The organism is Rhabdaerophilum calidifontis (assembly GCF_008641065.1).
Lineage (GTDB): Bacteria > Pseudomonadota > Alphaproteobacteria > Rhizobiales > Beijerinckiaceae > Rhabdaerophilum > Rhabdaerophilum calidifontis.
In genome coordinates this window covers 155,660-182,569 of sequence record NZ_VTRS01000004.1, presented here as the reverse complement: position 1 = coordinate 182,569, position 26,910 = coordinate 155,660, and the positions used below count along the sequence as shown (strand labels likewise).

The following is a 26,910-nucleotide window of genomic DNA, read 5'->3' as shown; positions in this document are numbered from 1 at the left end:
GCAGGGGAGATTTGCCACCATACTTGAGAGATACTTGTATGGCAGATTGTGATCTTCACCCTGCCGACGAATATTCCGCGATTTACGCCGATGGCCGCATTGCGCTTGCGGGGATTCCTGCTATTCGGCTCCGCCATTCGGTTGAACGCGCCCCAGCGGCGCGCCGCCGCAACATGCAGCAGCCGGCGCCGGCGGGACGCATCATTGCCGCGCCGCAGCCGGACCAGCAGGAGGAAAGGCCGGATGGACAGCAAAGGCCGCTACAATCTCGCGCTCGGGCCCAATACCTTCGGCTTCGAGGCTCCAGGTCGGCTCTTCCTGAATTTCGAGGCGCCCGCGCTCTATGAGGAATCGCTCAAGCGCGGCGAGACCATGATGACCGCCGGCGGCGCCCTGCTTGCCGAAACCGGCCAGCACACCGGCCGCTCGCCGAAGGACAAGTTCGTCGTCCGCGATTCGAGCACCGAGCATCAGGTCTGGTGGGAGAACAACAACGCGATGACGCCGGCGCATTTCGCGGCGCTGCTGGCGGATTTCCGCGCCCATGCCCGGGGCAGGGATCTTTTCGCGCAGGATCTCTACGGCGGCGCCGATCCTGCGAGCCGCGTGCGCGTGCGCGTCTACACGGAATATGCCTGGCATTCGCTGTTCATCCGCAACCTGCTGATCCGCCCGGAGGCGCATGAACTCGCCGCCTTCATCCCGGAGATGACGATCGTCGATCTGCCCTCCTTCCGGGCGGATCCCGCGCGGCACGGATGCCGGAGCGAGACCATCATCGCGGTGGATTTCGCCTCGAAGACGGTGCTGATCGGCGGCACCTCCTATGCCGGCGAGATGAAGAAGAGCGTCTTCACCTACCTGAACTACGCGCTGCCCGATGCAGGCATCATGCCGATGCATTGCTCGGCCAATGTCGGTCCGGCGGATGACACGGCGGTGTTCTTCGGCCTCTCCGGCACCGGCAAGACCACGCTCTCGGCGGATCCGAACCGCACGCTGATCGGCGATGACGAGCACGGATGGTCGAAGACCGGCATCTTCAACTTCGAGGGCGGCTGCTACGCCAAGACCATCCGCCTCTCGGCCGAGGCCGAGCCGGAGATCTTCGCCACCACCCAGCGCTTCGGCACCGTGCTCGAGAACGTGGTCGTCGATCCCGAAACCCGCGTGCCGGATTTCGACGACGGCTCGAAGACCGAGAATACCCGCGCCGCCTACCCGCTGCCCTTCATCCCGAATGCCTCGGCGACCGGGCGCGCCGGCCACCCCAAGAACATCGTGATGCTGACCTGCGATGCCTTTGGCGTTCTGCCGCCGATCGCCAAGCTGACGCCGGCGGAAGCGATGTATCACTTCCTCTCGGGCTACACCGCCAAGGTCGCCGGCACCGAGAAGGGCGTGAAGGACCCGGAAGCGACCTTCTCCACCTGCTTCGGCGCACCCTTCATGCCGCGCCATCCGGCGGTCTACGGCAACCTCTTGCGCGACCTGATCGCCAAGCATCATGTCGATTGCTGGCTCGTCAACACGGGCTGGACCGGCGGCAAATACGGCGTGGGCCGCCGGATGCCGATCCGCGTCACGCGCCGCCTGCTCTCGGCGGCGCTCGATGGCTCGCTCGCCAGGGCCGAATTCCGCCGCGACCCCTATTTCGGCTTCGCGGTGCCGCAGAGCGTGCCGGGCGTCGAGCCGCATATCCTCTACCCCGTGAAGACCTGGCAGGACAAGGCCGCCTTCGCCGAGACCGCGCGCAGGCTGGTGATGATGTTCCGCGAGAATTTCACGCGCTTCGAGGCGCATGTGGATCAGGACGTGAAGAGCGCCGCGCCGCAGATGCTGGTGGCGGCGTAAGCAATCACCAGCGCGTCAAAGCTGGGCCTGACCCGGTCAACCGCGACTTGAGAATGCGCGAAACCCCCGGAGACGGGGGTTTTTCGTCAATCGTCGCTCCAGTGGGTGTCGAGCAGGCGCTGCATCAGCGCCCAATCGTCATGTACGCCCTCGTCGCCGGTGAAATAGCTGAATTCGATGTGATCGTCGAAAAAGTCGACCTCGACCCGGCATCCGACAAGGGTGAAATCAACCGAGATCGAATCATCTCGGCTTGATCGAAGCCTGAACTTGATCGAAAGCGCGCGCAACTCGTTCAGAAAACAAAAGATATCACGAATGTCGCGCGGGGCTGAGATTGGCTTTGTCATTTTCGATACTCGTCCTGATTCAAGAGCTTGAGACAGGTCCTGGCGCTTCTGTTGCCCTCTTTGGCGAGGCGGAGTACTTCTGAAAGTGCCAGCCCGAGCATTTCTCCAGGCATGACGGAACGGATGCTGCCTTTGCAGTGTTGCGACACAAACTGCTGTGTCGTCCAGTTCAACTTATCCTTTGGAATGCCCCCGGCCGGCTCGACCGGTGTCCCATCGGGAGCTTCGCCGAAGCCCGCTCCGTTGGTTGAGCCGTTATCAAGATCGTTCAGGTCAAGATTAGCGTCGTCGCGCGCCTGGTCCGATCCACTCCCCTGTCCGAAAGTCCAGCGGCCACGTTGGTCGCGGGGCTGGTCGAGCGAATACTTGATCTCCCGTCGGGCCTTGATCTCTTCGCGGATCGCATTGAATTCTGCGCGCAGGTGTTCGAGGCGCTCAAGGCGCGCGGCCTCTGCAAGGCGCAAGACGGCAAGGGCAGTTCGGCTGGCGACAAGCATCGGGCACTCTTCATCAACGAAGATTGCCGGAGAATAGCCCCGCCCCTCTCGCCGGGGATATCTTACCCCCGCTCGAGCAGCTTCCCCATCACCCGCGCGGTGTAATCGACCATGGGCACGATGCGTGCGTAATTGAGCCGCGTCGGGCCGATGACGCCGACGATGCCGACGATCTTCTGGCTCGAATCGCGGAAGGGCGCGGCGATCATCGATGAGCCGGAGAGCGAGAACAGCTTGTTCTCCGAGCCGATGAAGATTCGCACGCCGTCACCCTCCTCGGCGCGGGAGAGCAGGTCGATCACGTCCTTCTCGCGTTCGAGATCGGCGAAGAGCCGGCGCATGCGCTCGAGATCGGCGAGCGCGGTGAGGTCTTCGAGCAGGTTCGCCTGCCCGCGCACGATAAGGCGCATCTCGCCGGCCTCGTCCGCCGTGCTCGCGAGCCCGGCCTCGACGAGCCGCGAGGTCAGCGCGCTGATCTCGGCCTCCATCGCCGCCCGGTTGGCGGCGATCTCGGCGCGCACCTCGCCGATGGTGCGGCCCTTCAGGCGATGATTGAGGTAGTTGGAGGCCTCGATAAGCGCCGAGGCCGGCAGCCCCGGCGGCAGCGCGACGAGACGGTTCTCGACCGAGCCGTCATCCGCCACCAGCACCACCAGGGCCTGGCTCGGATCGAGCCGCACGAATTCGATATGCTTCAGCCGCTTGTTCGATTTCGAGGTGACGACGACGCCCGCGCCGCGGCTGACGCCGGAAAGCAGCGAGGTGGCCTCGGCAAGCGCGTCCTCGAAGCTGCGGCGGCTGCCGCCGGCCGCGAGCTGGGTCTCGATCCGCGCGCGGTCCTCCGCCGGAATGTCGCCGATCTCGAGGATGGAATCGACGAAGAGCCTGAGCCCCTGCTCGGTCGGCAGCCGGCCGGCCGAGACATGTGGGGCGTAGACGAGGCCGAGATCCTCGAGATCCTGCATCACGTTGCGCACGGTGGCCGGCGAGAGCGCGATCGGCAGCACCTTGGAGATGTTGCGGGAGCCCACAGGTTCGCCGGTTTCGAGATAGCCCTCGACGATGCGCCGGAAGATGTCGCGCGAACGCTGGTCGAGCTCTGCCAGCGCGGCGCCGGACGCGGATTCGCTGGGATCCTTGGTCATGATCGGCTTGTTCCTTATGGCGCGCCGCCTCCGGGGCGGATGCGGCCGCCGCGATATTCTAGTGTGGAATGGCTGGGTTGAAAGAGACCCGCTTGAGATGGGCCGCAATCCCCACTACAAGCGCGCGTCTTCCGCCAACCCGCCGCCTCAACGAGGAACGAGATCGATGCGTCCGTCCAAACGCGCGCCCGACACGCTGCGCCAGGTTAGTCTCGAACGCGGCGTCGCGCGCTATGCCGAGGGTTCCTGCCTCGTCAAGTTCGGCGAGACGCATGTGCTCTGCACCGCGAGTCTCGAGGAGCGCGGCCCCGCCTGGCTGCGCGGCTCCGGCAAGGGCTGGGTGACGGCGGAATACGCGATGCTGCCGCGCGCCACGCTGGAGCGCACCCGCCGCGAGGTCACCGCTGGCAAGCCGACGGGGCGCACGCAGGAGATCCAGCGGCTGATCGGCCGCGCCCTGCGCGCCGTGGTCGATCTTCCCGCGCTCGGCGAGAAGCAGATCACCCTCGATTGCGACGTGCTCCAGGCGGATGGCGGCACCCGCACCGCCGCCATCACCGGGGCCTGGGTGGCGCTTCATGATTGTTTCCAGTGGATGAAGGCGCGCAACATGCTCGCCGCCATCCCGCTGCGCGATCATGTCGCCGCCATCTCCTGCGGGATCTATCGCGGCACGCCGGTGCTGGACCTCGACTACGCCGAGGATTCCGTCGCCGAGACCGACGCCAATTTCGTCCTCACCGGCAAGGGTGGCCTGGTCGAGGTCCAGGGCACGGCCGAAGGGGTGCCGTTCTCCGAGGCCGATCTCCAGGCGATGCTGGCGCTCGCGCGGAAGGGTATCGGCGAGCTTGTCGCGCTTCAGAAGGCCGCGATCGGACAATGAGCGTGCGTCCGCTCACCGGCCGCGTCGTCCTCGCGACCCACAATGCCGGCAAGCTGGCCGAAATGCGCGATCTGCTGGCGCCCTACGGGCTCGATCTCGTCTCGGCCGGCGCGCTCGGCCTGCCGGAGCCGGTCGAGAACGGCACGATGTTCGCCGAGAACGCCGCGATCAAGGCGCTCGCCGCGGCGCGCGCGACCGGCCTGCCGGCGCTTGCGGATGATTCCGGCCTGGCGGTGGATGCGCTGGATGGTGCGCCGGGCCTGTTCACCGCCGATTGGGCGGGAAAACCGCGCGATTTTTCCGCCGCCATGGCGCGGGTGGAGCGCGAATTGCGGCTGCGCGAGATCGAGCCGGAGGGGGCGCGGGCGCATTTCGTCTCAGCGCTCGTCGTCGCCTGGCCGGATGGCGAGACGCTGATCGCCGAGGGGCGCGTGTTCGGCGCGCTCACCTTTCCGCCGCGCGGCAGCCTGGGCTTCGGCTACGATCCGATCTTTGTGCCGGATGGTCATGCGCGGACCTTCGGCGAGATGGATGCCGGGGAGAAGCACGGCCTGACGCGGGTCGCCGGCCAGCTTCAGGGGCTTTCGCACCGGGCGCGCGCTTTCATCCGTCTCGTCGGGCGGGCCGGCCTCGGCCGACCTTGACGGGGAGGTCGCCGGATCATGGGACAAGCCATGCCTCCTTTCGATGCCGGGTTCGGCGTTTATATCCACTGGCCGTTCTGCCAGGCGAAATGCCCCTATTGCGATTTCAACTCGCATGTGCGCCGCGCGGGGATCGACGAGGCGCGCTATGTCGCGGCCTTTGCGCGCGAGATCGCGCATATGGCGGCGCTGGCGCCGGGGCGGACGGTCGGCTCGGTCTTCTTCGGCGGCGGCACCCCCTCGCTGATGAAGCCGGCGACCGTCGGCGCGATCCTCGACGCGATCGGCCGGCACTGGCCGATCGCGGCGGATTGCGAGGTGACGCTGGAGGCCAATCCGACCAGCGTCGAGGCCGGGCGCTTCGCCGGCTATCGTGCGGCCGGTGTCAACCGTGTCTCGCTCGGGGTGCAGAGCCTCGTCGAGGCGGATCTCAAGGCGCTCGGCCGGCTTCACACGGTGGGCGAGGCGCTGGTCGCGGTCGGAATCGCGGCGAAACTGTTCGAGCGCTTCTCCTTCGACCTGATCTATGCCCGGCCCGGCCAGACGCCGGATGCCTGGCGCGAAGAACTGGTCGAGGCGCTCGCACATGCGCCGACGCATCTCTCACTCTACCAGCTCACCATCGAGCCCGGCACGGCCTATGCCGCCCTGCATGCGGCCGGCAAGCTCCATGTCCCGGATGCCGACCGCGCGCGCGAACTCTATGATGTCACGCAGGATATCTGCTCCAAATTCGGCATGCCGGCCTATGAGGTCTCCAACCATGCCCGCCCCGGCGAGGAATGCCGGCACAACCTGCTCTATTGGCGCTATGGCGAATATGCCGGGATCGGCCCCGGCGCGCATGGCCGGCTCGTCACCGCCCGCGGCCGACGGGCCTTCGTGAGCGAGCGCGCCCCGGAAGCCTGGCTCGATTATGTCGAGCGCGACGGCCACGGCATCGTCACCGAAGAGGTGCTGGCCCGCGAGGATGAGGCCGACGAATTCCTGCTGATGGGGCTGCGCCTGCGGGAGGGGATCGACCCGAAACGGTTCGAAGCCCTTGCCGGGCGCCGGTTCGACCATGCGCGGGTCGCCGATCTCGCGCGCGAGGGGCTGATCGAGACCTGTCCGGATGGCCGCCTGCGCGTCGCGCCGGCCGGGTTCCCCGTTCTCGACGCGATCGTCGCCGATCTCGCCGCCTCCTGAGGCGGAGATCTCAGTTCGTGGCGCCGGTGAAGCTGGTCGGCGCGGCCGAGATCGCCTGCGCCGAGCCCGAGCGGATCTCGTAGACCGCGAGACCGCGATCATTGACGCCGTTGGAGCGGAAGCGGAACACCCCGTCCTGGCCCGAAAAGCCGTTCGGGTTGGTGAGCGTCGCCTCGCTGAAGCGTTGGGTGCCGAAATTCTGCGTCAGCGCGCTGGCGAGCGTTACCGCGTCGTAGGAGAGGGTGGCGATGCGCGTCGGCGCCGCGCCGAACTGGCTCTGGTAGCGCCCGGCCAGCGCGTTGTAGCGGGCATTGTCGGGCGCCGCAAACCAGGCGCCGTTCAGCATGCCGATGCCGAATACGCGCGGATCGTTCCAGATGCCGGTCGAGACGATCTGGATCTGCTGGCTGCTGATCCCGGCTGCGGCCATGCTCTGCGTCACGGCGCCGAGCCCGTCCGCGCCCTCGGCGATGAACAGCGTGTCGGCGGAGCCGACGACGCCCTTGATCTGCTGCACGGCGGCGTCGATCGATGCCTTGTTGCCGGGCTGGTAGCGTGCGACAAGCGCGACGCGCCGGCCGCCCTGGTTCGCCGCCTGCTGGAACTCGGCCTCGACCACGTTGCCATAGGCATTCTGGGGGATCAGCGCCGCAAAGGAACGCTTGCCGCGGCTGCCGGCAAAGGCGACGATCCGCTGCACGTCGGATTGCGGCAGGAAGCTCAGGAGATAGACCCCGCGCTGCGCCGCCGAAGCATCCGAGGAGAAGGCGATCACCGGCTTGCCGGCCGCGCGCGCGACCTGGCCCGCCGCCTGAACGCTGGGGCCGAAGAGCGGGCCGAGGATCAGCTCGGCACCGGCCTGGATGGCCTCCTGCGTCGCCTGCCGCGCGCCATCGGGCGTGCCCTTGTCGTCCTTGACGAGGATCTGGATGCTGGAATTGCCGAAATCGCTCATCGCGAGCTGGGCGGCGTTGCGCAGGCTCTGCGCCGCGCCCTGGGCGCTGGCGGCGGAGAGCGGCAGGATCAGCGCCACCTTGACCGGGCCGTTGCCGATCACGTCGCCGCCCTGGCCCGGCTGCGTCTCGGCGTTGGATTCGACGAGGCCGTCGAGGCCGGTTCCGGCGCAGGCCGCGGCGAGCGCGCCGATCGCAGCCGCCTGGAGCAGGGACCGGCGCGTTCCCGGAACACCGCGCATGCCGATGCTTTCGCCGCGGCGCCCATCCTGACCGGAAACACGCATTCGACCCACTCCACTCGCGGCGGCCGGGCGCATTTCGCGCCGGCGACCGTCCCCAGCCTGCGACCCTGGCCCGGATTAACGGTGCCGGACGATCGCCAGCCCTCACCAGAACCAGAAATTGAGGCAAGTTCAAGGATGCTCTCACAGGAACGTTAACGATATTTGCAAACCATGCCGCCCGGAGCCGGGGCTTTGCCAAGCCGCGCCGGCTGTGGCAGACCGGTTGGCGCCATGCGAGAGAGGGGGGCGGCGCCGATGGTTTCCCGCTACACCGTTCTGGGGCTGGCCGCCGAGGCCGAGCCCCTGGCGCCCGGCCTGCATATCGTCGCGACGCCGATCGGCAATCTCGGCGATATTTCACTGCGCGCGCTCTCGACCCTCGCCGCCGCCGATCGCGTGCTCGCCGAGGACAGCCGGGTGACCAAAATCCTGCTCGCGCATTACGGCATCGCCACGCCACTCATTCCCTATCACGAGCACAACGCCGCCGAGATGCAGCCGCAACTCCTCGCGCGGCTGGCGGCGGGGGAGAAGCTCGCGCTGGTTTCGGATGCCGGCACGCCGCTCGTTTCCGATCCCGGCCAGCGTCTTGTCGAGGCCGCGATCGCGGCCGGGCATCCCGTGACCGCAGTGCCCGGCGCCTCGGCGGTGCTGGCGGGGCTGGTGCTCTCGGGGCTGCCGGGCGAGCGGTTCTATTTCGAGGGTTTCCTGCCCTCGCGCACCGCCGAGCGCCGCCGGCGCATCCGCGCCCTTGCCGCCATTCCCGCGACGCTGGTGCTGTTCGAGGCGCCGCATCGCATCGCCGAGACCCTTCAGGATCTTGCCGCCCTGCTCGGCGCGCGCGGCGCGGCGGTGGCGCGCGAGCTGACCAAGAAATTCGAGACGATCCGCCGCGGCATCCTGCCGGATCTCGCGGAGCGCTTCGCCGCGGAGCCGCCGCCGAAGGGCGAGATCGTGGTGATCGTCGGCCCGCCGCTCGGCGAGGCGGAGGCCGACGAGGTCGCGATCGACCGGGCGCTCGCCGCCGCGCTCGCGACGCATTCCCAGCGCGACGCGGTGGCGCTGGTGGCGGGTGAACTCGGCCTGCCGCGCAAGCGCGTCTATGCCCGTGCGCTGCGCCTTGCGGCCGGCGAGGGCGGCGATGCCTGACCGCAGGGCTGCCTTCCTGCTCGGCCATGATGCCGAGTTCTGGGCGGAGGTGCTGCTGCGGCTGAAGGGCTACGCGATCCGGGCGCGGCGCTTCCGCGCGGCCGGCGCCGAGATCGATCTGGTCGCGCGGCGCGGCACCACGCTGGTCTTCGTCGAGGTCAAGGCGCGGGCCGATCTCGACGCGGCGCTGGCCGCGGTCTCGGCCGCGAAGCTGCGGCGCATCGGGCGCGCGGCCCGGGCCTTTCTGGCGCGTGAGCCGCGCCTGCCCGAAACCATCCGCTGCGACGCGATCCTGGTTGCGCCCTGGCGGCTGCCGCGCCATATCGAGGCGATCGGCGAACTTCCGCTCGATTGATTCCGCCCGGAGTGCCCATGCCCCTGCGCGTCGCCGTCCAGATGGACCCTATCGAGCGGATCAACATCCAGGGCGATTCGACCTTCGCGCTGATGCTGGAAGCGCAGGCGCGCGGCCACGAGATGCATGTCTACGGCGCCGAGGCGCTGAGCCTGCTTGACAACCGGCTCACCGCGCGCATGCGCCCCGTGCGGGTGCGGGACGAGCCGGGCAACCATGCCGATCTTGGTGCCGAGATCCGCGCCGATCTCGCCGACTTCGATGTCGTGCTGATGCGGCAGGACCCGCCCTTCGACCTCGCCTATATCACCGCGAGCCATCTGCTCGAACGGGTGCATCCCCGCACCCTCGTGGTGAACGATCCGTTCTGGGTCCGCAACGCGCCGGAAAAGATCCTCGTCACGGAATTCCCCGATCTGATGCCGCCGACGCTCATCAGCCGTGACCGCGCCGAGATCGAGGCCTTCCGCGCCGAGCATGGCGATCTCGTCATGAAGCCGCTTTACGGCAATGGCGGCGCCGGCGTGTTCAAGGTCGGCCGCGATGACATGAACTTCAACGGCTTCATGGACCATTTTGCCGGTGCGGGGCGCGAGCCCTGGATGATCCAGCGCTTCCTGCCGGCTGTGCATGCCGGCGACAAGCGCATCATCCTGGTCGACGGCACCGCGATCGCCGGCGTCAACCGCGTGCCGGCGCCGGGCGATATCCGCTCGAACATGGTGCGGGGCGGCGCCGCGCAGGCGACCGACCTCACCCCGCGCGAGCACGAGATCTGCGCGCGCATCGGCCCGCTGCTCAAGGAACGCGGGCTGATCTTCGTCGGGATCGACGTGATCGACGGCCATCTCACCGAGATCAACGTCACTTCGCCCACCGGCATCCGCGCCATCAAGCGGCTCGGCGGGCCGGATCTCGCCGTGCATATCTGGGATGCGATCGAAAGGCGGCGCGGGTGACGGCGCGGGCGCCCGGCTTCGCCCTCCCGCCGGCCCCGGAAACCGCGGGGCCGGACGAACTCCGCGCCCTCTTCGTCCGTGCCGCCCGCGATTACCTCGCCCGCGCGCACCGGGAGGCCGAGCGCGTGCTCGAAAGCTCCGGCGGCTTCGCCTGCGCCGGCTATCTCGCCGAGGCACAGGACCATGTGATCCGCGCCCTGTTCGACCTCGCGCGGACGCGGCTCTACCGGGCCGACAACCCGACCGCCGGCGAGCGGATCGCGATCCTCGCCGTCGGCGGCTACGGGCGCGGCACGCTCGCGCCGGGCTCGGACACCGATATCCTGTTCCTGCTGCCGGTCTCGACACCCTGGGGGGAGAGCGTGGCCGAGGCGATGCTCTATGCCCTGTGGGATCTCGGCCTCAAGATCGGGCACGCCACCCGCACGGTCGATGAATGCATCCGCGCCGGCCGCGAGGATCTCACCGTGCGCACGGCGCTGCTCGAGGCGCGTCTCCTCGCGGGCGACGCCGCGCTGTTCGCGGAATTCCAGGCGCGGTTCGACCGGCAGGTCGTCGCGGGCCGCGCGGCGGAATTCGTGCAGGCCAAGCTCGCGGAGCGCGACGAACGCATCCTGCGCGCCGGCCAGTCGCGCTACCTCGTCGAGCCCAATGTCAAGGAAGGCAAGGGCGGCCAGCGCGACCTGCAGACGCTGTACTGGATCGTCAAATACGCCTTCCGCACGCAGGATCCGCGCGAGCTGATCAAGACCGGCTTCTTCACCGCCCGCGAGGTCGGGCTGTTCCGGCGTTGCGAGGAATTCCTCTGGCGCGTGCGCTGCCATCTCCATTTCGCTGCCGGCCGTGCCGAGGAGCGGCTCTCGTTCGACATGCAGCGCCTGGTCGCCCAGCGGATGGGCTATGCCGATCGCGGCGCCCTGAGCGCGGTCGAGCGCTTCATGAAGCATTATTTCCTGGTCGCGAAACAGGTCGGCGATCTCTCGGCGATCGTCTCGGCGGCGCTCGAGGCGCGCGAGGACAAGCCGCGCGCCATGCTGGACCGTTTCGTGCGGCGGCTGCGGCGGCGGTCGCGCCCCCTCCAGGGCACGCGGGCCTTCATCCTCGACAAGGGCCGGATCTCGATCGCCAATGCCGACGTCTTCCGCGATGATCCCGTCAATCTGATCCGGCTTTTCTGGTATGCCGACCGCGACCAGCTCGCGATCCATCCGCACGCGACGCGGCTCGTCACGCTCTCGCTGCGCCATATCGACGATGCGCTGCGCGGCAATGCCGAGGCGAACGCGCTGTTCCTCGACATCCTCACCTCGAAGCGTTCGCCCGAGGTGGTGCTGCGCCTGATGCACGAGAGCGGCGTCCTCGGCCGGTTCATCCCGGATTTCGCGCGCATCTCGGCGATGATGCAATTCTCGATGTATCACCATTACACGGTGGACGAGCACACCCTGCGCTGCATCGGCATCCTCGCGCGCCTGGACCGGGGCGAACTCGGCGACGATCATCCGCTCTCCCACAACATGATGCCGACGCTCCAGAACCGGCGCGCGCTTTATGTCGCGCTGTTCCTGCACGATATCGGCAAGGGGCGGAACGAGGCGCACGAGCATGTCGGCGCGCGGATCGCCCGCGCGCTCTGCCCGCGGCTCGGGCTGACGCCGCAGGAGACCGACACCGTCTCCTGGCTCGTCGAGAACCATCTCGTGATGTCGCAGACGGCGCAGGGGCGCGATATCGGCGATCCGCGCACCATCGCGACCTTCGCCGGCATCGTCCAGACGCTCGAACGGCTCAAGCTGCTGCTGGTGCTTACGGTCTGCGATATCCGCGGTGTCGGCCCCGGCGTGTGGAACGGCTGGAAGGGTCAGCTCCTGCGTGCGCTCTACCGGGAGACCGAGGTGATGCTCTCCGGCGAATCCGGCGGGATCGAGCGCTCGGCGCGCATCGCCGAGGCGCAGCGGGCGCTGGCGGCCGCGCTACCGGACTGGCCCGCCGAGCGGCTGCGCCTCTATGCCCAGCGCCATGCCCCGGCTTATTGGATGAAGGTGGACCTGCCCCACCAGGTCAAGCACGCGCGGCTGATGGAGAAGGCCGAGCGGAGCGGCGAGCGCTTCCAGGTCGAGACCGCGACCGATGCCTTCCGCGGCGTCACGGAACTGACCGTGATGGCGATCGACCATCCGCGGCTGCTCTCGATCATCTTCGGCGCCTGCGCGGCGGCCGGTGCGAACATCGTCGAGGCGCAGATCTTCACGACCAATGACGGCTTTGCCCTCGACACGATCGCGATCTCGCGCGCCTTCGACCAGGATAACGACGAGATGCGCCGTGCCGAGCGCGTGGCACGCCATATCGTCGCCACGCTGAAGGGCGAGGTCCGGCTGCCGGAGATCGTCGCCTCGCGTCAGGCGCAGAGCGTGGTGCCGGCGGCCTTCTCGGTGCCGCCCGAGGTGGTGATCGACAACGAGCTTTCCGCCAAGGCGACCGTGGTCGAGGTCACCGGGCTCGACCGGCCGGGCCTGCTCTACGAGCTGACGACCGAATTCGGCAAGCAGAACCTCAATGTCAATTCCGCCCGCATCGTCACCTATGGCGAGAAGGCGGTGGATGTCTTTTATGTCACTGACCTGACCGGCGGGAAGATCACCCAGGCGCCGCGCCAGCAACGGCTCCGCAAGGCACTGATCGCGGTGCTCTCGGGCAGCGATGGCATCGACGCGTCCGGCGCGCCGCCCTCTGCGGCTTGATTTTCGCGTCCCGAGCCTCGATATCGGGCCTGATTCCACCTCCGCATCCGAGGGATGCCCAATCACAGGGATGTCATGAGTTCCGAAGCCGAGAAGAAGCCCGAGACCGGCCCCGCCGAGGCGCCCGCCTCCGCCGAGGCCGAGCGGATCCAGACCCTCGAACGCGAGAACGCCGACCTCAAGGACCGGCTTCTGCGCGCGCTCGCCGAAATGGAGAACCTGCGCCGGCGCACCGAGCGCGAATTGCAGGACCAGCGGGCCTATGCCATCACGAAATTCGCCGCCGACATGATCGGCACGGCGGACAATCTCCGGCGCGCGCTGGAGGCCCTGCCCAAGCCGGTCGAGGAGGCGGCGGAGCCCGCGCCCGATCCCGGCCTCAAGGCGCTGATCGACGGCATGGAACTGACCGAGCGCGAATTGCTCAAGGCGCTCGAGAAGCACGGGGTGCGCAAGCGCATCCCGAAGGGCGAGCGCTTCGATCCGCATCGCGACCAGGCGATGTTCGAGATCCCCGACGAGACCCAGCCGAGCGGCACCGTGGTCGAGGTGGTGCAGGCAGGCTACATGATCGGGGAGCGGGTGCTGCGCCCTGCCATGGTCGGCGTCTCGAAGGGCGGCCCGGCCCGCGCGCCGGAGCCGCAGCCCGAACCTCCCGCCGGCGAGGCTGCGAGCCGGCCGGCAGCCCCGGAAAAGCCGGGCGCGGATGCGAAGCCGCGCTTCGACAAGCGCGCCTGAGGGGAGCTGGCCTCAGGCCAGCTCTTCCTTCGACAGGATGGTCGAATCCGCGTTGAGCCGGTAGACGATCGGCACACCGGTCGCGAGTTCCCGCTTCACGATCGCCTCGCCACTCATCCCCTCCATCGCCATGATCAGCGCGCGGAGCGAATTGCCATGCGCCGCGACGAGCACGCGCCGGCCGCCAAGCACCTGCGGCAGGATGCGGTGGATGTAATAGGGCAGCACGCGTGCGGCGGTGTCCTTCAGGCTCTCGCCGCCGGGCGGCGGCACGTCATAGGAGCGGCGCCAGACATGCACCTGCTCCTCGCCCCATCGGGCGCGGGCATCGTCCTTGTTGAGGCCGGATAGCTCGCCGTAATCGCGCTCGTTCAGCGCCTGGTCGCGGATGGTTTCGAGCCCCGGCTGGCCGAGCCCCTCCAGCACCAGCCGGCAGGTATGCTGCGCGCGCACGAGATCGGAGGTGAAGGCGATGTCGAAGGCGATGCCGCGGGCCTTGAGCCGCGCGGCGGCCTGTTTCGCCTCCTCGATGCCCTGCGCGGTGAGATCCGGGTCCTTCCAGCCGGTGAACAGGTTCTGGAGGTTCCATTCGCTCTGGCCGTGGCGGCAGAGCACGAGCAGGCGGTCGGACATCGGGTTCTCTCGCGCGGGGTGGTCGGACGGGTTCGCGCGCCCGTCTTGGCGTGAAAACGCCGACCGATCAACCCTCGATGCCGAGCACGTCGCGCATGGTGAAGAAGCCCGGCTTGCGCCCCCGCGCCCAGAGCGCGGCCTGCACGGCGCCTGTCGCGAAGAGCCCGCGATCCTCCGCGACATGGCGTAGCTCGAGCCGCTCGCCGGCGCCGGCGAAGATGACGTTGTGATCGCCGATCACGGTGCCGCCCCGCAGGGCCTGGAAGCCGATCGTGCCCGGCACCCGCGCGCCGGTATGCCCGTCCCGCGCCCGCACGGCCGCATCCGCGAGTGCGACACCCCGTCCCGCGGCGGCGGCCTCGCCGAGCAGCAGCGCCGTGCCGGAGGGCGCGTCCACCTTCATCCGGTGATGCATCTCGACGATCTCGATATCCCAATCGGCGCCGAGTGCCGCCGCCGCGCGTCGCACCAGCGCCGCGAGCATGTTGACGCCGAGCGAGAAATTGCCGGACTGGATGATCGCCGCATGGCGCGCGGCGCGTTTGAGAGCCTGGAAATCCGCCTCGCCGAGCCCCGTCGTGCCGACGACATGGACAAGCCGCGCCTGCGCCGCGAGTTCCGAGAAGGCAATCGTCGCTGCCGGTGCGGTGAAATCGAGCACGCCCTCGGCCTTCACGAAAGCGGCGAGCGCGTCGGCGGTCACCGGCACACCATTGGCCGGAAGCCCGGCGAGAATGCCGGAATCCTGCCCGATCAGCGGCGATTCGGCACGCTCGATCGCGGCGTGGAGCAGCGTCGCAGGGTTCTCGCTGACGGCTCTGACCAGCGCGCGGCCCATGCGGCCGCCGGCACCGGTGACGACGAGGCGCATGGGTGCGTCAGGCATCCGACCTCTCAACCGGCATGGCCGGGAACGATGACGAGATCGATCTCGCCGACCTGATCGAGGAACACTTTCGCCGCCTGGTATTCCGGGCTCTCGTAGCAGGCCAAGGCGGTGGCGTAATCGGCGAATTCCAGCACCACATTGTGCTGGCGGGGGGTGCCCTTCGCGACCTTGCCGGCCGGACCGCGCACCAGGAATTTCGCGCCGTATTTCGCGAAGGCGATCGCATTGAGCGCCCGGTAGCGCTGATAGGCCTCCTGGTTCGCGATATCGACACGCGCGATCCAATAGCCCCTAGGTTCGGGTGATGCCATGAGCGTCTCCTGCTCCCGCGAGGTTGCGCGGCGCGCGCCGCCGTCGTCAAGAGGGGGTGCGTCACACGCCCTCGACGATCACGAAATCCCCGACGCTGATCGGCATGCGCAGCCGGCGTGCCTCGGTATATTCGGGCGAGAAATAGAAGCGGCGCGCCGCCTCCACACTCTCGAACTCGATCACGACATTGCGGGCGCGCGCCTCGCCTTCGAGGATCTCGAACGCGCCGCCCCGCGCCAGGACGCGACCGCCATATTGCGCGATCGCCGCCGTCGCCTTGGCCGCATAGGCCTTGTAGGCCTCGGCATCGTGGACGGAGACCCGCCCGATATAATAGCCCTTGGGCATGCGCATCCCTTTCCGGGTCAGGTTGAAGCGATCTCGGCAAGGATCGCGGCGAGCGCCGCGGCCGGGTCCGGCGCGGCGCTGATCGGGCGGCCGATCACGAGATGATCTGCGCCGGCGCGGATCGCCGCGCCGGGCGTCATCACGCGCTTCTGGTCGCCCACGGCGCTGCCGGCCGGGCGGATGCCCGGCGTCACCAGTGTAAGGCCCTGGCCGACGGCCGCCCGCACGCCGGCGATATCCGCCGCCGAGCAGATGAGCCCTGCGCAGCCGGCCTCATAGGTCTGTCGTGCCCGGCGCGCGACGAGATCGGCGACGCCGAGCCCATAGCCGGCGCGGGCGAGGTCGGCATCATCCATCGAGGTCATGACCGAGACGCCGAGAATGCCGAGCCCGCTGCCCGCCGCGCCCCGCGCGGCCGCCTCAAGCGTCTGCGGATAGGCATGGACGGTCAGGAATGTCGCGCCGAGCCGGGCGATCTGCCCGACGCCCTTTTCGATCGTGTTGGGGATGTCGTGCAGCTTGAGATCGAGGAAGACCTGCTTGCCCGCCGCAACCAGCTCGCGCGCGAGATCGAGGCCGCCGGCGAAAGCGAGTTCATACCCGATCTTGTAGAACCGGCCCGCCGCGCCGAGCGTTGCCACCAGCGCCCGCGCGGCGGCGATGTCCGGCAGGTCCAGGGCGACGATCACGCGGGCTTCGGGTTCCATCGGGGGGCTCCGGCTCAGGATGCGGCGCGCGCGGCCTCCCGGTGGAGACGGGCGATGGTCGCCTTGAAGAAACGGTCCGCCTGCTGGTCGGCGATTTCCCCCTCTTCCGTCAAGATCTGGTGTGCGAGGGGTACCGAGGCCATCTCGGGGATGACCAGCGCGCCGAAGCCGAGTTCGAGCACGGCGCGGAATTGCGTCAGCGCGCGATAGCCGCCGCGCGGGCCGGTGGAGGCGCCGCCGAGGGCGACGATCTTGCCGGCGAGGCCGGGGCCGTCGGTGCGGCACATGCTCGCCCAATCGAGCGCGTTCTTCAGGAGCGGGGTGTAGCCCGCATTGTATTCCGGACAGGCGATGAACAGGCCCTGATGCGCGAGGATCAGCGCATTGAGCCGCTGCGCAGGCTCAGGGGGCGCCGCGCGGCCATCCTCGTCGACGAAGGGCAGCGGGAAATCGGCGAGGCTGATCTCGGTTGCTTCCGCGCCCAGCGCCCGCAACGCCCGCGCCGCCATCCCGGCCAGCCGCCGGTTGAACGAGGCGGGCCGCGTCGAACCCGAAAGAACCAGAATCCGCACCGCCCCGGTCACCATGCCCGCCCCCTGCTTTGCGGCCGCTTGTCGCCGACCGAGGAGGCATCTAGAGGAAGACGCACAGGAAACAAGAACCGGCATGCATCGATGATCTTCGACGGAATGGTCCCCGCGATCGGCAACACGCCGCTGATCACGCTCAAGCGCGCGTCCGAAGCCACCGGCTGCACCATTCTCGGCAAGGCGGAATTCCTCAATCCCGGCCAGTCGGTGAAGGATCGCGCGGCGCTGTTCATCATCCGCGACGCGATGGCGAAGGGCCTGCTCAAGCCGGGTGGGGTGATCGTCGAGGGCACTGCGGGCAATACCGGCATCGGGCTGACGCTCGTCGGCAACACACTGGGGCTCAGAACCGTGATCGTCATCCCCGACAGCCAGAGCGAGGAGAAGAAGCTCGCCCTGCGTGCCGCCGGCGCGACGCTGATCGAGGTGAAGCCTGCACCCTATTCGAACCCGAACAATTTCGTGCGCGTATCCGGTCGCCTCGCCGAGGAACTGGCCCGCACCGAGCCCAATGGCGCCGTTTGGGCCAACCAGTTCGACAATGTCGCCAACCGCCAGGCGCATATCGAGACGACCGGCCCCGAGATCTGGCGCGATACCGGCGGCCGGCTCGACGGCTTCATCTGCGCGGTCGGCTCCGGTGGCACCTTGGCCGGCACGGCCATGGCGCTGCGCGAACGGAACCCGGGCGTGAAGATCGGCCTTGCCGATCCGTTCGGCGCTGCGCTCCACAGCTATTACATGACCGGCGAATTGAAGGCCGAGGGCAGTTCGATCTCGGAAGGGATCGGGCAGGCGCGCATTACCGCCAATCTTGAAGGGTTCAGGCCCGATTTCGCCTATCGGATCCCGGATGACGAGGCCCTGCGCGTCGTCTTCGATCTGATCGAGCACGAGGGGCTGGTGCTCGGCTCCTCCTCCGGCATCAATGTCGCCGGCGCGATCCGCATGGCGCGGGAGATGGGGCCGGGGCACACGATCGTCACGGTGCTGTGCGATTACGGCACCCGCTATGCCTCACGGCTGTTCAACCCCGCCTTCCTGCGCGAGAAGAACCTGCCCGTTCCGCACTGGCTCGAGGCGACGAGCGCGATCAGAGCGCCGCTGGTGGCAGGCTGACGCGCCTCAGGCCTCCGTCCGCCGATAGACCCAGACCCGCGCCGGCGGCAGGTTGAGCCAGACGCGCGGCGAGACGCGGGCGTCGAAATCGCGGCCCTTGAGCGGCATCGGCGACACGGTGGCGTAGGTGAACTGGATGAAAGGCGAGCCGGGGCGCATCAGCGCGAACGCCTCGCGCAGCAGCGTGAGGCGCTGCTCCTCCGGCCGCGTGAAGAGCGGCAGCGACGATACGACCGCCGCCGCCGGCTCGTCCAGGAAATCGAGCGTCGTTGCCAGCGCGTAGGCATCGCCCTCGATCACCCGCGCTTTCGGGAAGCGGCGGCGCAGAAGGCGGCAGAAATCGCCGTTGAACTCGATCAGGATCAGCCGCTCCTCGGCGATGCCGCGGCGAAGCAGCGCCTCGGTCACCGGCCCGGTGCCGGGGCCGATCTCGATCACCGGCCCGGCTTCCGCCGGATCGACATAGCGGGCCATCATCGACGCCAGCGCCTTGCCGGACGGATAGACCGCTCCCGTCACGAGCGGCCTGTCAAACCAGGATTTGAGGAAACGCGCCTCGTCTTCGATCCGGGCTTCGCTCGCGATCTTCTGGAAGAGGCGATGGCTGCTGCGGCGCATCTCCTCAAGCGGCGGGAGGGGACGGTTCTGTCCGGTCAAGATGACGTTCCGCTTTCGATTGCGCCGTTGCGAGGCTGAGTTATGCCAAAGATCGTGACGGATTCAAGACTTGTTTCGCCGGCATCCGAGCTGGGGGTCAGCCCGCGCCGCCGAAGAAATCCTTGACGCGGGCGAAGAAGCCGGCCGATTCCGGGCTGGTCTCCTGCGAGGAATCCTTTTCGAATTCGGCGAGCAGCTCCCGCTGGCGCCGCGTGAGGTTCTGAGGCGTCTCGACGATCGCCTGCACATAGAGGTCGCCGGTCTCCTTGGAGCGCAGCACCGGCATGCCGCGGCCCCGGATCCGGAACTGCTTGCCCGATTGCGTGCCTTCGGGGATCCTGATCCTGGCTTCGCCGCCATCGAGCGTCGGAACCGCGATGTCGGTGCCGAGCGCTGCTGCAACCATCGAGATCGGCACGCGGCAGAACAGGTCGGCGCCGTCGCGGCTGTAGAAGCCGTGCGGGCGGATGCCGAGGAAGATGTAAAGGTCTCCGGCCGGCGCGCCGCGCATGCCGGCTTCGCCCTCGCCCGCAAGACGAATCCGGGTTCCGTCCTCCACGCCGGCGGGCACGTTGACGGAGAGCGTGCGCTCCTTCATCACCCGTCCCGAACCGGAACAGACGCGGCAGGGATCCTCGATCACCTCGCCGCGCCCGCCGCAGGTGGGGCAGGTGCGCTCGATGGCGAAGAAACCCTGCGTGGCGCGCACGCGGCCCTGGCCGCCGCAGGTCGCGCAGGTCTTCGGCTTGGAGCCGGGCTTGGCGCCGGTGCCGTTGCAGGCCTCGCACTGGATGGCGGTCGGCACCTTGACCGTCGCGGTCTTGCCCCGGAACGCTTCCTCGAGCGTGATCTCGAGATCGTAGCGCAGGTCGGCGCCGCGTTGCGCGCCGCGCGCGCCGCCGCGCCGGCCGCCGCCGAACACATCACCGAAGATATCCTCGAAGATGTCGCTCATCGAGGAGGCGAAATCCGGCCCGAACCCACCCGGTCCGCCGCCCGCCCCGCCTTCGAAGGCCTGATGGCCGAATCGGTCGTAGGCCGCCCGCTTCTGCGGGTCGGAAAGGACCTGATAGGCCTCGTTCAGCTCCTTGAACCGCCGCTCCGCCTCGGCATCGCCAGGATTTCGGTCCGGATGGCACTGCATCGCGAGCTTGCGGAAGGCCGATTTCAGCGCCGCGTCGTCGGCGCCCTTCGTGACCCCGAGCACCTCGTAATAATCACGCTTGGCCATTCATGCGGCTCCCGGCGAGGATGCTGCGCGGGGCCGGTCCGGCCGGACCGGCATGATCCCGGCCGGATAAGACCCGCCATCGCGTTCTCGGATCAGGCGCAGGTTGCACCGGCTGCTCGTCACGCCGACTTCTTCTTGTCGTCGCCGGAGACATCCTTGAACTCGGCATCGATGACGTCATCGGTCTTCGCGCCATCCTTCTCGGCGTCGGCCTTGGCGGCGGCCTCCTGCTCGGCCTTGTAGATCGTCTCGCCGATCTTCATCGCCGCCTGCATCAGCGCGGTGGTGCGCTCGGTAATGAGCGCGGGATCCTCGCCCGCGAGCGCTTCGCGCAGGCTGACGATCGCGGTCTCGGCGGCGATCTTGTCCTCGCTTGCGAGCTTGGCCTCGTGCTCCTTCAGCGATTTCTCGACCGAATGGATCTGCGCCTCGGCATGGTTCTTCGCCTCGACCAGCGCGCGCCGCTTCTTGTCTTCCTCGGCATGCGCCTCGGCTTCCTTGACCATCTTCTGGATATCGGCCTCCGAGAGCCCGCCGGAGGCCTGGATGCGGATCTGATGCTCCTTGTTGGTGGCCTTGTCCTTCGCGGTGACGGAGACGATGCCGTTCGCGTCGATGTCGAAGGTCACCTCGATCTGCGGCATGCCGCGCGGCGCCGGCGGGATGCCGACGAGATCGAACTGGCCGAGCAGCTTGTTGTCCGCCGCCATCTCGCGCTCGCCCTGGAAGACGCGGATCGTCACCGCGTTCTGATTGTCCTCGGCGGTCGAGAAGATCTGGCTCTTCTTGGTGGGGATCGTGGTGTTGCGGTCGATGAGGCGCGTGAACACGCCGCCGAGCGTCTCGATGCCGAGCGAGAGCGGCGTCACGTCGAGCAGCAGCACGTCCTTGACGTCGCCCTGGAGCACGCCGGCCTGCACGGCCGCGCCGATCGCGACCACTTCGTCCGGGTTCACGCCCTTGTGCGGCTCCTTGCCGAAGAAGCTCTTCACCACTTCCTGGATCTTCGGCATGCGCGTCATGCCGCCGACGAGCACCACCTCGTCGACCTGGCCCGCCTGGATGCCGGCATCCTTGAGCGCCTTCTTGCACGGTTCGATCGTCCGCTGCACGAGATCATCGACGAGGCTCTCGAACTTGGCGCGGCTGAGCTTCAGCGCGAGATGCTTCGGCCCGGTGGCGTCGGCGGTGATGTAAGGCAGGTTGATCTCGGTCTGCGCGGTGGAGGACAGCTCGATCTTGGCCTTCTCCGCCGCTTCCTTCAGGCGCTGGAGGGCGAGCTTGTCTTTCTTCAGGTCGATTCCCTGCTCCTTCCGGAACTCGTCCGCGAGATATTCGACGAGCCGCATGTCGAAATCTTCGCCGCCGAGGAAGGTGTCGCCATTGGTCGATTTCACCTCGAACACGCCGTCGCCGATCTCGAGGATGGAGATGTCGAAGGTGCCGCCGCCGAGATCATAGACCGCGATGGTGCCGGAAGCCTTCTTGTCGAGGCCGTAGGCGAGCGCGGCGGCGGTCGGCTCGTTGATGATGCGCAGCACCTCGAGCCCGGCGATCTTGCCGGCATCCTTGGTTGCCTGGCGCTGGGCATCGTTGAAATAGGCGGGAACGGTGATGACGGCCTGATCGACCTTCTGGCCGAGATAGGCCTCCGCCGTCTCCTTCATCTTCATCAGCGTGAAGGCGGAGATCTGCGAGGGGGAGTATTTCTTGCCGTCGGCCTCGACCCAGGCGTCGCCGTTATCGGCCTTGACGATCGAATAGGGCACCAGGCCCTTGTCCTTCTGGGTCAGCGGATCGGCATAGGTGCGGCCGATGAGGCGCTTGATGGCGAAGAAGGTGCGCTCCGGGTTGGTCACGGCCTGGCGCTTCGCCGGCTGGCCGACGAGCCGCTCGCCATCCTGCGTGAACGCGACGATCGACGGCGTGGTGCGCGCGCCCTCGGCGTTCTCGATCACCTTCGGATTGGTGCCTTCCATCACGGCGACGCAGGAATTCGTGGTGCCGAGATCGATGCCGATGACTTTACCCATGATGTGCCCCTCTCAAGCGAGCAACGGATCGCGATCATCCCGAAGCGAAGCGCGACCCCTTGAACCGGTTGGATTTCATGGCAGGACGCGCCAGGATTGCGGCGCGTTCAGCCTCGTCGGCGATATAGGAGCGCCGTTTTCCCGCCACAAGGCATCTTGCACGAAAATGGTGAAGGATCGCGGGAGATCGTCACAAGCCCAGCTCCTCCGGGCTCCGGCCCGGCTTGCGGCGATAGACCGGCAGGCGCCAGCGGAACACCAGCGCGGCGGCACGCAGCCCGAAGGCCGCGCCGATCCCGATCAGCGCGGCGAGATCGCGCGGAAGCCACCATCCGGCGATGAGGAAGGCCGCCGCGCCGGCGAAGGCGGCGGTGGCGTAGATCTCGCCGCGCATGATCACCGGCATCTCGGCGCCCATCATGTCGCGGATGAAGCCGCCGACCACGGCCGTGATCACGCCGCAGGAGATCGCAACCGCGAAGCCGAATTCGCGCGCGGCCTCGGCCCCGAGCACGCAGAACACCGCCATGCCCGCCGCGTCGAGCCAGAGCAGCAGCCGCAGCCGCGATTCCGGCACATGCGCGAGGAAGAAGGTCGCGGCCGAAACCGCGGCGCAGACGAGGAGCGGCGTCGGATCACGCACCCAGAAGACCGGCGCCTGCCCGAGCACGAGATCGCGGAAGGTGCCGCCGCCGATGCCCGTCACGGTGCCGAAGAAGATGAAGGCGACGATGTCGAGCTGCTTCCGGGACGCGACGAGCGCGCCCGACACCGCGAAGGCGACGAGGCCGAGCCAGCCGATGGCGGCGATGACATCCGAGATCATCCGCCTTCATGGCATATTTCGCGCGCCGGCCCAATCCGGACCGGTGAGGCCTGCGCGCCGCATGCGGGCTTCAGAGGTAGAAGCCGCCGATCTGGGTCGCGTTGGCGTCGCCGAGACAGGCCGTCATCCGCCGCTTCCAGATGCCCTGGTAATGCGCGTTGGTGCCGTGGCGGGAATCGATGTCGTAACGGCCCTGGATCAGGTTGTTGCGCGTGCGCATGTGCAGGCGGAACAAGGCCTGGAACTGGGCGGCAAGCTCGGCCTGCGTCGCGGCACGCAGCGCGCCCGCCTCGCGCGCAAAGCGCCGCGCGACGACGAAGGCGCAATCCCAGTGGAACTGCTCGTGGGCCAGCAGCCCCGCCGTCATGGTCACGCCGGTGCGGCGGCGGCAATTCGGGCGCAACGTCATCGTCAGCGGATGCGCCAGCGCCAGCCGGCCGTCGATCGTCTGCGGCGGCAGGTCGGGCAGGTTGAAGTCGAAATTCGTCAGGGCGTCGACCGCGCTGCCGTCGCGCGGGTCGATCAGGGTCGGGACAGCGGTATAATCGCTGGCCGTCAGCGTGGTTTTCGATCGTGTCACCGTGATCGTCATCGCCGGGTGCTCCTCTTCCGAGGCGTCCTCCGCCCCGGAAGCAACCATGCGCGCACGGGCAGCGCGGCGCTGTTCGGCGCCGCACAGCCGCACTCAACCGGCGGCGACCCGCCCCGCCTCCCAGCCGAGCATCGCCCGCTTGCGGGTCAATCCCCAATGGTAGCCGGTCAGGCCGCCGGCCTTGCCGAGCACGCGGTGGCAGGGCACCACGAAGGAGATCGGGTTTCGGCCCACCGCCGCCCCCACGGCCCGCGCCGCCTTCGGTCGTTCGAGGCGCGAGGCGATCGAGGAATAGGTCGTCGCGCGCCCGAACGGGATTGCGAGCAGCGTCTCCCAGACCCGGATCTCGAAATCGGTGCCGATCAGGAACACCCGCAGCGGCTGGTCGGGACGCCAGGTCGTGCTGTCGAAGATCCGCCGCGCGATCGGTGCCACATGGACGGGGTCGCGGCGATAGCGCGCATTCGGCCAGCGTTGCTGCATGTCCTCGAAGGCGGCCCCCTCGCCGCCCTCGTCGGCGAAAGCTAGGCCGCACAAGCCGCGCTCATTGACCATCGGCAGCGCGAGACCAAAGGGCGAAGGTACGAAATCATACGCAATTTCAAGCCCGGCGCCGCCGTTCTTGTATTCGCCGGGCGAGATCGCCTCATGGGTTACGAACAGGTCGTGAAGCCGCGAGGGCCCGGACATCCCGACTTCGAGCGCGCAATCGAGCAGCGGCAGCCCCTCGTCGAGCAGCCGCTTGGCGTGATCGAGCGTCACCGCCTGGAGAAAGGCCTTGGGCGTCAGCCCGCACCAGCGTCGGAACAGCGCCGTGAGATCTGCCGGGCCGATCCCCAGCGCGGCGGCGATCGCCGCGCTGTCGGGCTGGAAACGGGCCTGTTCGGTGATGAAGCGCAGCGCGTCGCGCACGCGGGCGTAATCCGCATCGGGACGGGTGGTCGGCGCGGGGGATGCGCGGTCGAGCATGGCAAGGACCTCCATGCAGAAAGGCTAGGCGCAGCGCCATCGCTCCGCCACCCGATTTCGTTGGCTCTGGCCTCAGCGCCGCGATTCGTGCAGGGCCCGCTGCAGATGTTCGGCGAAATCGGTGCGTTCCTCCCGGCCGAGGCAGGCCGCGATCTCGACTCGCGCGCGGCCCTGCACCAGGGTCAGCCGCTCGGTCCCGAATTCCGGATGATCCTCGCGTTCGAGCCGCGTCCAGCGCGGGTTGAAACGGTATTCCCGCGCCGCACCGCGCCAGTTCACCGCGCGGAACAGGAGCTGGAGCCGCGTCAGAACGATCTCCTCATAGGCGCGCGCGGTCGCGTTGTGATAGCGGAAGGCGAGATAGATCAGCACGATATCGAGCCCCATGAACCCGGCGATCGGCCAGGCGCCGAGCAGATAGAACGGGATCGAGACAACGAGCCCCACAGCGCCGACGAACCCCATCAGCAGCGCGAGCCCACGCCGCGACAGCGATCGGTGCGGCGTGATCGTGGCGGTAAAAATCGGCGCCTCTGGCGATTTCGGGTCGAGTTCGGGCACGCTTGCCTTCAGAAGCGGAGAACGGGTACTCGGCTAAGCTAGCGCGCGAAGCCGGCAGGGCAAACGGGGGGCGGAATGGCCGCGGTGAGACCGAAGAGCGCAGCGGCGCGGGAGCGCGATCCACGGGAGATCGCCGAGATCTTCCGCCGCCTCTACGCGATCGAGCCGGAGCCGAAGGGCGAACTGGAGCACACCAATCCTTTCACGCTGCTTGTCGCGGTGGTTCTGTCCGCGCAGGCGACCGATGCCGGGGTGAACAGGGCGACGCGCGGCCTTTTCGCCCGCGCCGACACGCCCGCGAAGATGCTGGCGCTCGGCGAAGATGCGGTGCGCGAGCAGATCAAGACGATCGGGCTCTTCCGCAACAAGGCCCGCAACGTGATCCTGCTCAGCCAGGCCTTGATCGAGCGCTTCGGCGGCGTCGTGCCGGACAATCGCGACGATCTCGTCACCCTGCCCGGCGTCGGGCGCAAGACGGCCAATGTCGTGCTCAACATGGCGTTCGGCCAGGCGACCTTCGCGGTCGACACCCATGTCTTCCGCATCTCGAACCTGCTGCCGATCGCCCCCGGCCGCACGCCGGAACAGGTCGAAGCCGGGCTCGAAAGGCTGGTGCCCGAGCCCTATCGCCTGCATGCCCATCACTGGCTGATCCTGCACGGGCGCTATCTGTGCAAGGCCCGCCGGCCCGAATGCTGGCGCTGCCCGCTCACCGATCTCTGCCGGCACGAGCCGAAATCCGCGCCGCCGAAATCCGCGCCCCGGTCTCAGCCATAAACGAAATAGGCCGCGAGCCCGAAGCAGCCGACGATGATCCGCCACCAGGCGAAGGGCGTGAAACCGTGGCGCGAGACGAAGCCGAGAAACCCGCGCACCACCACCAGGGCGGCGAGGAAGGCCACGACGAAGCCGATCGCCACCGCCGCCACGTCATCGAAGGCGAGGCTGCGATAGCTCTTGTAGAGATCATAGGCGAAGGCGCCGGCCATGGTCGGCATGGCGAGGAAGAACGAGAATTCCGCCGCCACGCGCTTCTCCGCTCCCATCAGCATCGCGCCGACGATCGTCGCGCCCGAACGCGACACCCCCGGCACCATCGCGAGGCACTGGAAGAGCCCGATCCCGAGTGCCGTGCGCGGCGTGATGTCCATCACGTCCCGTGTCTTGTTCGCAAACGCCATCTCGTCGACGACGAGCAGCACGAGCCCGCCCGAGATCAGGGTGATGCACACGACGAACGGGTTGAACAGCACGGTCTTGATGAAATCGCGCGCGAGCGCGCCGATCAGCATGGCGGGCAGGAAGGCGACCAGGATGGCGAGGATGAACATCTGCGCCCGCCGGTCGGAAACCATGCCCTTCGCCAGCGCCAGCAATTTGCCGAAATAGACCGACAGGATGGCGAGGATCGCCCCGAGCTGGATCAGCACCTCGAAGGAATGGCCGGGCGAGGAGAAACCGAGATAATGCCCGAACAGAATGAGATGCCCGGTCGACGAGACCGGCAGGAACTCCGTCAGCCCCTCGATGAAGCCGAGCAGGGCGGCCTTGAGCGCGAGCGCGAGATTCATGAACAGCTAACCAAGAGGGGTTCGTTCCGCGCGCGGCCCGAATCACCGGGGGTTGAGGGGCGATGGTCGCTCCATTATAGCGGGCCGCGCGCGAATGCCAGCCTGCGGCCCGGGCCGGGCGGCGGC

Annotated in this window: 29 protein-coding genes; 11 read left to right on the top strand and 18 right to left on the bottom strand. The window is 68.1% G+C overall.

Going from position 1 to position 26,910, the window contains the following annotated elements; genetic code table 11:
• Positions 1-243 precede the first annotated feature (243 nt).
• A complete protein-coding gene (locus FWJ24_RS09005; protein ID WP_150287479.1) occupies positions 244-1,854 on the top strand; it encodes a phosphoenolpyruvate carboxykinase in 1,611 nt (536 codons plus the stop codon).
• An 86-nt stretch (positions 1,855-1,940) separates the two neighbouring features.
• Here the strand turns inward: FWJ24_RS09005 and FWJ24_RS09000 are convergent, their stop codons facing one another.
• From FWJ24_RS09000 to hrcA, 3 genes are all read right to left on the bottom strand, one after another.
• Positions 1,941-2,204 carry a hypothetical protein gene (locus tag FWJ24_RS09000; protein WP_246155629.1) on the bottom strand — a complete coding sequence of 88 codons (264 nt, stop codon included), beginning with the start codon at positions 2,202-2,204 and terminating at the stop codon, positions 1,941-1,943.
• Positions 2,201-2,701: a hypothetical protein gene (locus FWJ24_RS08995; RefSeq protein WP_150287478.1), complete on the bottom strand. Its 501-nt coding sequence runs from the start codon at positions 2,699-2,701 to the stop codon at positions 2,201-2,203. Before FWJ24_RS08995 ends, FWJ24_RS09000 begins: the two co-directional genes overlap by 4 nt.
• Before the next feature lie 62 nt (positions 2,702-2,763).
• Complete coding sequence (hrcA, locus tag FWJ24_RS08990) at positions 2,764-3,846, bottom strand: heat-inducible transcriptional repressor HrcA (RefSeq protein ID WP_150287477.1); 1,083 nt, start codon at positions 3,844-3,846, stop codon at positions 2,764-2,766.
• A gap of 166 nt (positions 3,847-4,012) precedes the next feature.
• Between hrcA and rph the strand changes: the two genes are divergently transcribed.
• The 3 genes from rph to hemW are packed head-to-tail and all read left to right on the top strand — an operon-like array spanning position 4,013 to position 6,561.
• A complete protein-coding gene (gene rph, locus FWJ24_RS08985; RefSeq protein ID WP_150287476.1) occupies positions 4,013-4,729 on the top strand; it encodes a ribonuclease PH in 717 nt (238 codons plus the stop codon).
• A complete protein-coding gene (locus tag FWJ24_RS08980) occupies positions 4,726-5,373 on the top strand; it encodes a non-canonical purine NTP pyrophosphatase (RefSeq protein ID WP_150287475.1) in 648 nt (215 codons plus the stop codon). Before rph ends, FWJ24_RS08980 begins: the two co-directional genes overlap by 4 nt.
• Positions 5,374-5,403: 30 nt before the next feature.
• Positions 5,404-6,561 (top strand): radical SAM family heme chaperone HemW, encoded by a 1,158-nt coding sequence (hemW, locus tag FWJ24_RS08975; RefSeq protein ID WP_246155628.1) that lies wholly within the window; start codon positions 5,404-5,406, stop codon positions 6,559-6,561.
• Between the two features lie 10 nt (positions 6,562-6,571).
• On the opposite strand, the gene FWJ24_RS08970 is transcribed toward hemW, so the two are convergent.
• On the bottom strand, positions 6,572-7,756 hold the full coding sequence (locus FWJ24_RS08970) for a penicillin-binding protein activator (RefSeq protein ID WP_150287473.1): 1,185 nt from the start codon (positions 7,754-7,756) through the stop codon (positions 6,572-6,574).
• A gap of 300 nt (positions 7,757-8,056) precedes the next feature.
• Between FWJ24_RS08970 and rsmI the strand changes: the two genes are divergently transcribed.
• From rsmI to grpE, 5 genes are all read left to right on the top strand, one after another.
• Positions 8,057-8,950 (top strand): 16S rRNA (cytidine(1402)-2'-O)-methyltransferase, encoded by an 894-nt coding sequence (gene rsmI / locus FWJ24_RS08965; protein ID WP_246155627.1) that lies wholly within the window; start codon positions 8,057-8,059, stop codon positions 8,948-8,950.
• Positions 8,922-9,305 (top strand): YraN family protein, encoded by a 384-nt coding sequence (locus FWJ24_RS08960; protein ID WP_425468916.1) that lies wholly within the window; start codon positions 8,922-8,924, stop codon positions 9,303-9,305. Before rsmI ends, FWJ24_RS08960 begins: the two co-directional genes overlap by 29 nt.
• 17 nt (positions 9,306-9,322) lie before the next feature.
• Positions 9,323-10,264: a glutathione synthase gene (gene gshB, locus FWJ24_RS08955; protein WP_150287470.1), complete on the top strand. Its 942-nt coding sequence runs from the start codon at positions 9,323-9,325 to the stop codon at positions 10,262-10,264.
• Entirely contained in the window at positions 10,261-13,008 is a 2,748-nt protein-coding gene (locus FWJ24_RS08950; RefSeq protein WP_150287469.1) for a [protein-PII] uridylyltransferase, read from the top strand. Before gshB ends, FWJ24_RS08950 begins: the two co-directional genes overlap by 4 nt.
• Positions 13,009-13,083: 75 nt before the next feature.
• Positions 13,084-13,746, top strand: a complete 663-nt coding sequence (grpE, locus tag FWJ24_RS08945) for a nucleotide exchange factor GrpE (RefSeq protein ID WP_150287468.1) — start codon at positions 13,084-13,086, stop codon at positions 13,744-13,746.
• A 12-nt stretch (positions 13,747-13,758) separates the two neighbouring features.
• Here grpE and FWJ24_RS08940 read toward each other — a convergent pair whose 3' ends face one another.
• From FWJ24_RS08940 to FWJ24_RS08915, 6 genes are all read right to left on the bottom strand, one after another.
• Positions 13,759-14,379, bottom strand: a complete 621-nt coding sequence (locus FWJ24_RS08940; protein ID WP_150287467.1) for a 2,3-bisphosphoglycerate-dependent phosphoglycerate mutase — start codon at positions 14,377-14,379, stop codon at positions 13,759-13,761.
• Between the two features lie 67 nt (positions 14,380-14,446).
• A complete protein-coding gene (dapB, locus tag FWJ24_RS08935; RefSeq protein ID WP_150287545.1) occupies positions 14,447-15,250 on the bottom strand; it encodes a 4-hydroxy-tetrahydrodipicolinate reductase in 804 nt (267 codons plus the stop codon).
• A 23-nt stretch (positions 15,251-15,273) separates the two neighbouring features.
• Positions 15,274-15,579: a DUF1330 domain-containing protein gene (locus tag FWJ24_RS08930; RefSeq protein WP_150287466.1), complete on the bottom strand. Its 306-nt coding sequence runs from the start codon at positions 15,577-15,579 to the stop codon at positions 15,274-15,276.
• Positions 15,580-15,640: 61 nt separating this feature from the next.
• Positions 15,641-15,928, bottom strand: a complete 288-nt coding sequence (locus FWJ24_RS08925) for a DUF1330 domain-containing protein (RefSeq protein WP_150287465.1) — start codon at positions 15,926-15,928, stop codon at positions 15,641-15,643.
• Positions 15,929-15,945: 17 nt separating this feature from the next.
• The gene (gene pyrF / locus FWJ24_RS08920) at positions 15,946-16,635 is read right to left on the bottom strand and encodes an orotidine-5'-phosphate decarboxylase (protein ID WP_150287464.1); all 690 of its coding nucleotides are present in this window, start codon (positions 16,633-16,635) and stop codon (positions 15,946-15,948) included.
• A 14-nt stretch (positions 16,636-16,649) separates the two neighbouring features.
• Complete coding sequence (locus tag FWJ24_RS08915) at positions 16,650-17,222, bottom strand: NADPH-dependent FMN reductase (protein ID WP_150287463.1); 573 nt, start codon at positions 17,220-17,222, stop codon at positions 16,650-16,652.
• An 87-nt stretch (positions 17,223-17,309) separates the two neighbouring features.
• On the opposite strand from FWJ24_RS08915, the gene FWJ24_RS08910 reads away from it, so the two are divergent.
• Positions 17,310-18,344 carry a cysteine synthase A gene (locus tag FWJ24_RS08910; protein ID WP_150287462.1) on the top strand — a complete coding sequence of 345 codons (1,035 nt, stop codon included), beginning with the start codon at positions 17,310-17,312 and terminating at the stop codon, positions 18,342-18,344.
• 6 nt (positions 18,345-18,350) lie between these two features.
• On the opposite strand, the gene FWJ24_RS08905 is transcribed toward FWJ24_RS08910, so the two are convergent.
• The 7 genes from FWJ24_RS08905 to FWJ24_RS08875 all read right to left on the bottom strand — a co-directional run bounded on the left by FWJ24_RS08905 (position 18,351) and on the right by FWJ24_RS08875 (position 25,213).
• Positions 18,351-18,962 (bottom strand): class I SAM-dependent methyltransferase, encoded by a 612-nt coding sequence (locus FWJ24_RS08905; protein ID WP_150287544.1) that lies wholly within the window; start codon positions 18,960-18,962, stop codon positions 18,351-18,353.
• 136 nt (positions 18,963-19,098) lie between these two features.
• On the bottom strand, positions 19,099-20,232 hold the full coding sequence (gene dnaJ / locus FWJ24_RS08900) for a molecular chaperone DnaJ (RefSeq protein ID WP_150287461.1): 1,134 nt from the start codon (positions 20,230-20,232) through the stop codon (positions 19,099-19,101).
• Between the two features lie 119 nt (positions 20,233-20,351).
• Positions 20,352-22,265 (bottom strand): molecular chaperone DnaK, encoded by a 1,914-nt coding sequence (gene dnaK, locus FWJ24_RS08895; protein WP_150287460.1) that lies wholly within the window; start codon positions 22,263-22,265, stop codon positions 20,352-20,354.
• 190 nt (positions 22,266-22,455) lie between these two features.
• A complete protein-coding gene (locus FWJ24_RS08890) occupies positions 22,456-23,091 on the bottom strand; it encodes a trimeric intracellular cation channel family protein (RefSeq protein ID WP_150287459.1) in 636 nt (211 codons plus the stop codon).
• Positions 23,092-23,161: 70 nt separating this feature from the next.
• Positions 23,162-23,683 carry a hypothetical protein gene (locus FWJ24_RS08885; RefSeq protein WP_150287458.1) on the bottom strand — a complete coding sequence of 174 codons (522 nt, stop codon included), beginning with the start codon at positions 23,681-23,683 and terminating at the stop codon, positions 23,162-23,164.
• 93 nt (positions 23,684-23,776) lie between these two features.
• Entirely contained in the window at positions 23,777-24,652 is an 876-nt protein-coding gene (locus FWJ24_RS08880) for a methylated-DNA--[protein]-cysteine S-methyltransferase (protein ID WP_150287457.1), read from the bottom strand.
• 72 nt (positions 24,653-24,724) lie between these two features.
• Positions 24,725-25,213, bottom strand: a complete 489-nt coding sequence (locus FWJ24_RS08875) for a DUF2244 domain-containing protein (protein WP_150287456.1) — start codon at positions 25,211-25,213, stop codon at positions 24,725-24,727.
• Positions 25,214-25,288: 75 nt separating this feature from the next.
• Between FWJ24_RS08875 and nth the strand changes: the two genes are divergently transcribed.
• Entirely contained in the window at positions 25,289-25,990 is a 702-nt protein-coding gene (gene nth, locus FWJ24_RS08870; RefSeq protein ID WP_150287455.1) for an endonuclease III, read from the top strand.
• Here the strand turns inward: nth and FWJ24_RS08865 are convergent.
• Complete coding sequence (locus FWJ24_RS08865) at positions 25,981-26,784, bottom strand: undecaprenyl-diphosphate phosphatase (RefSeq protein ID WP_150287454.1); 804 nt, start codon at positions 26,782-26,784, stop codon at positions 25,981-25,983. The two genes, nth and FWJ24_RS08865, sit on opposite strands and share 10 nt — an antisense overlap.
• Positions 26,785-26,910: the final 126 nt, after the last annotated feature.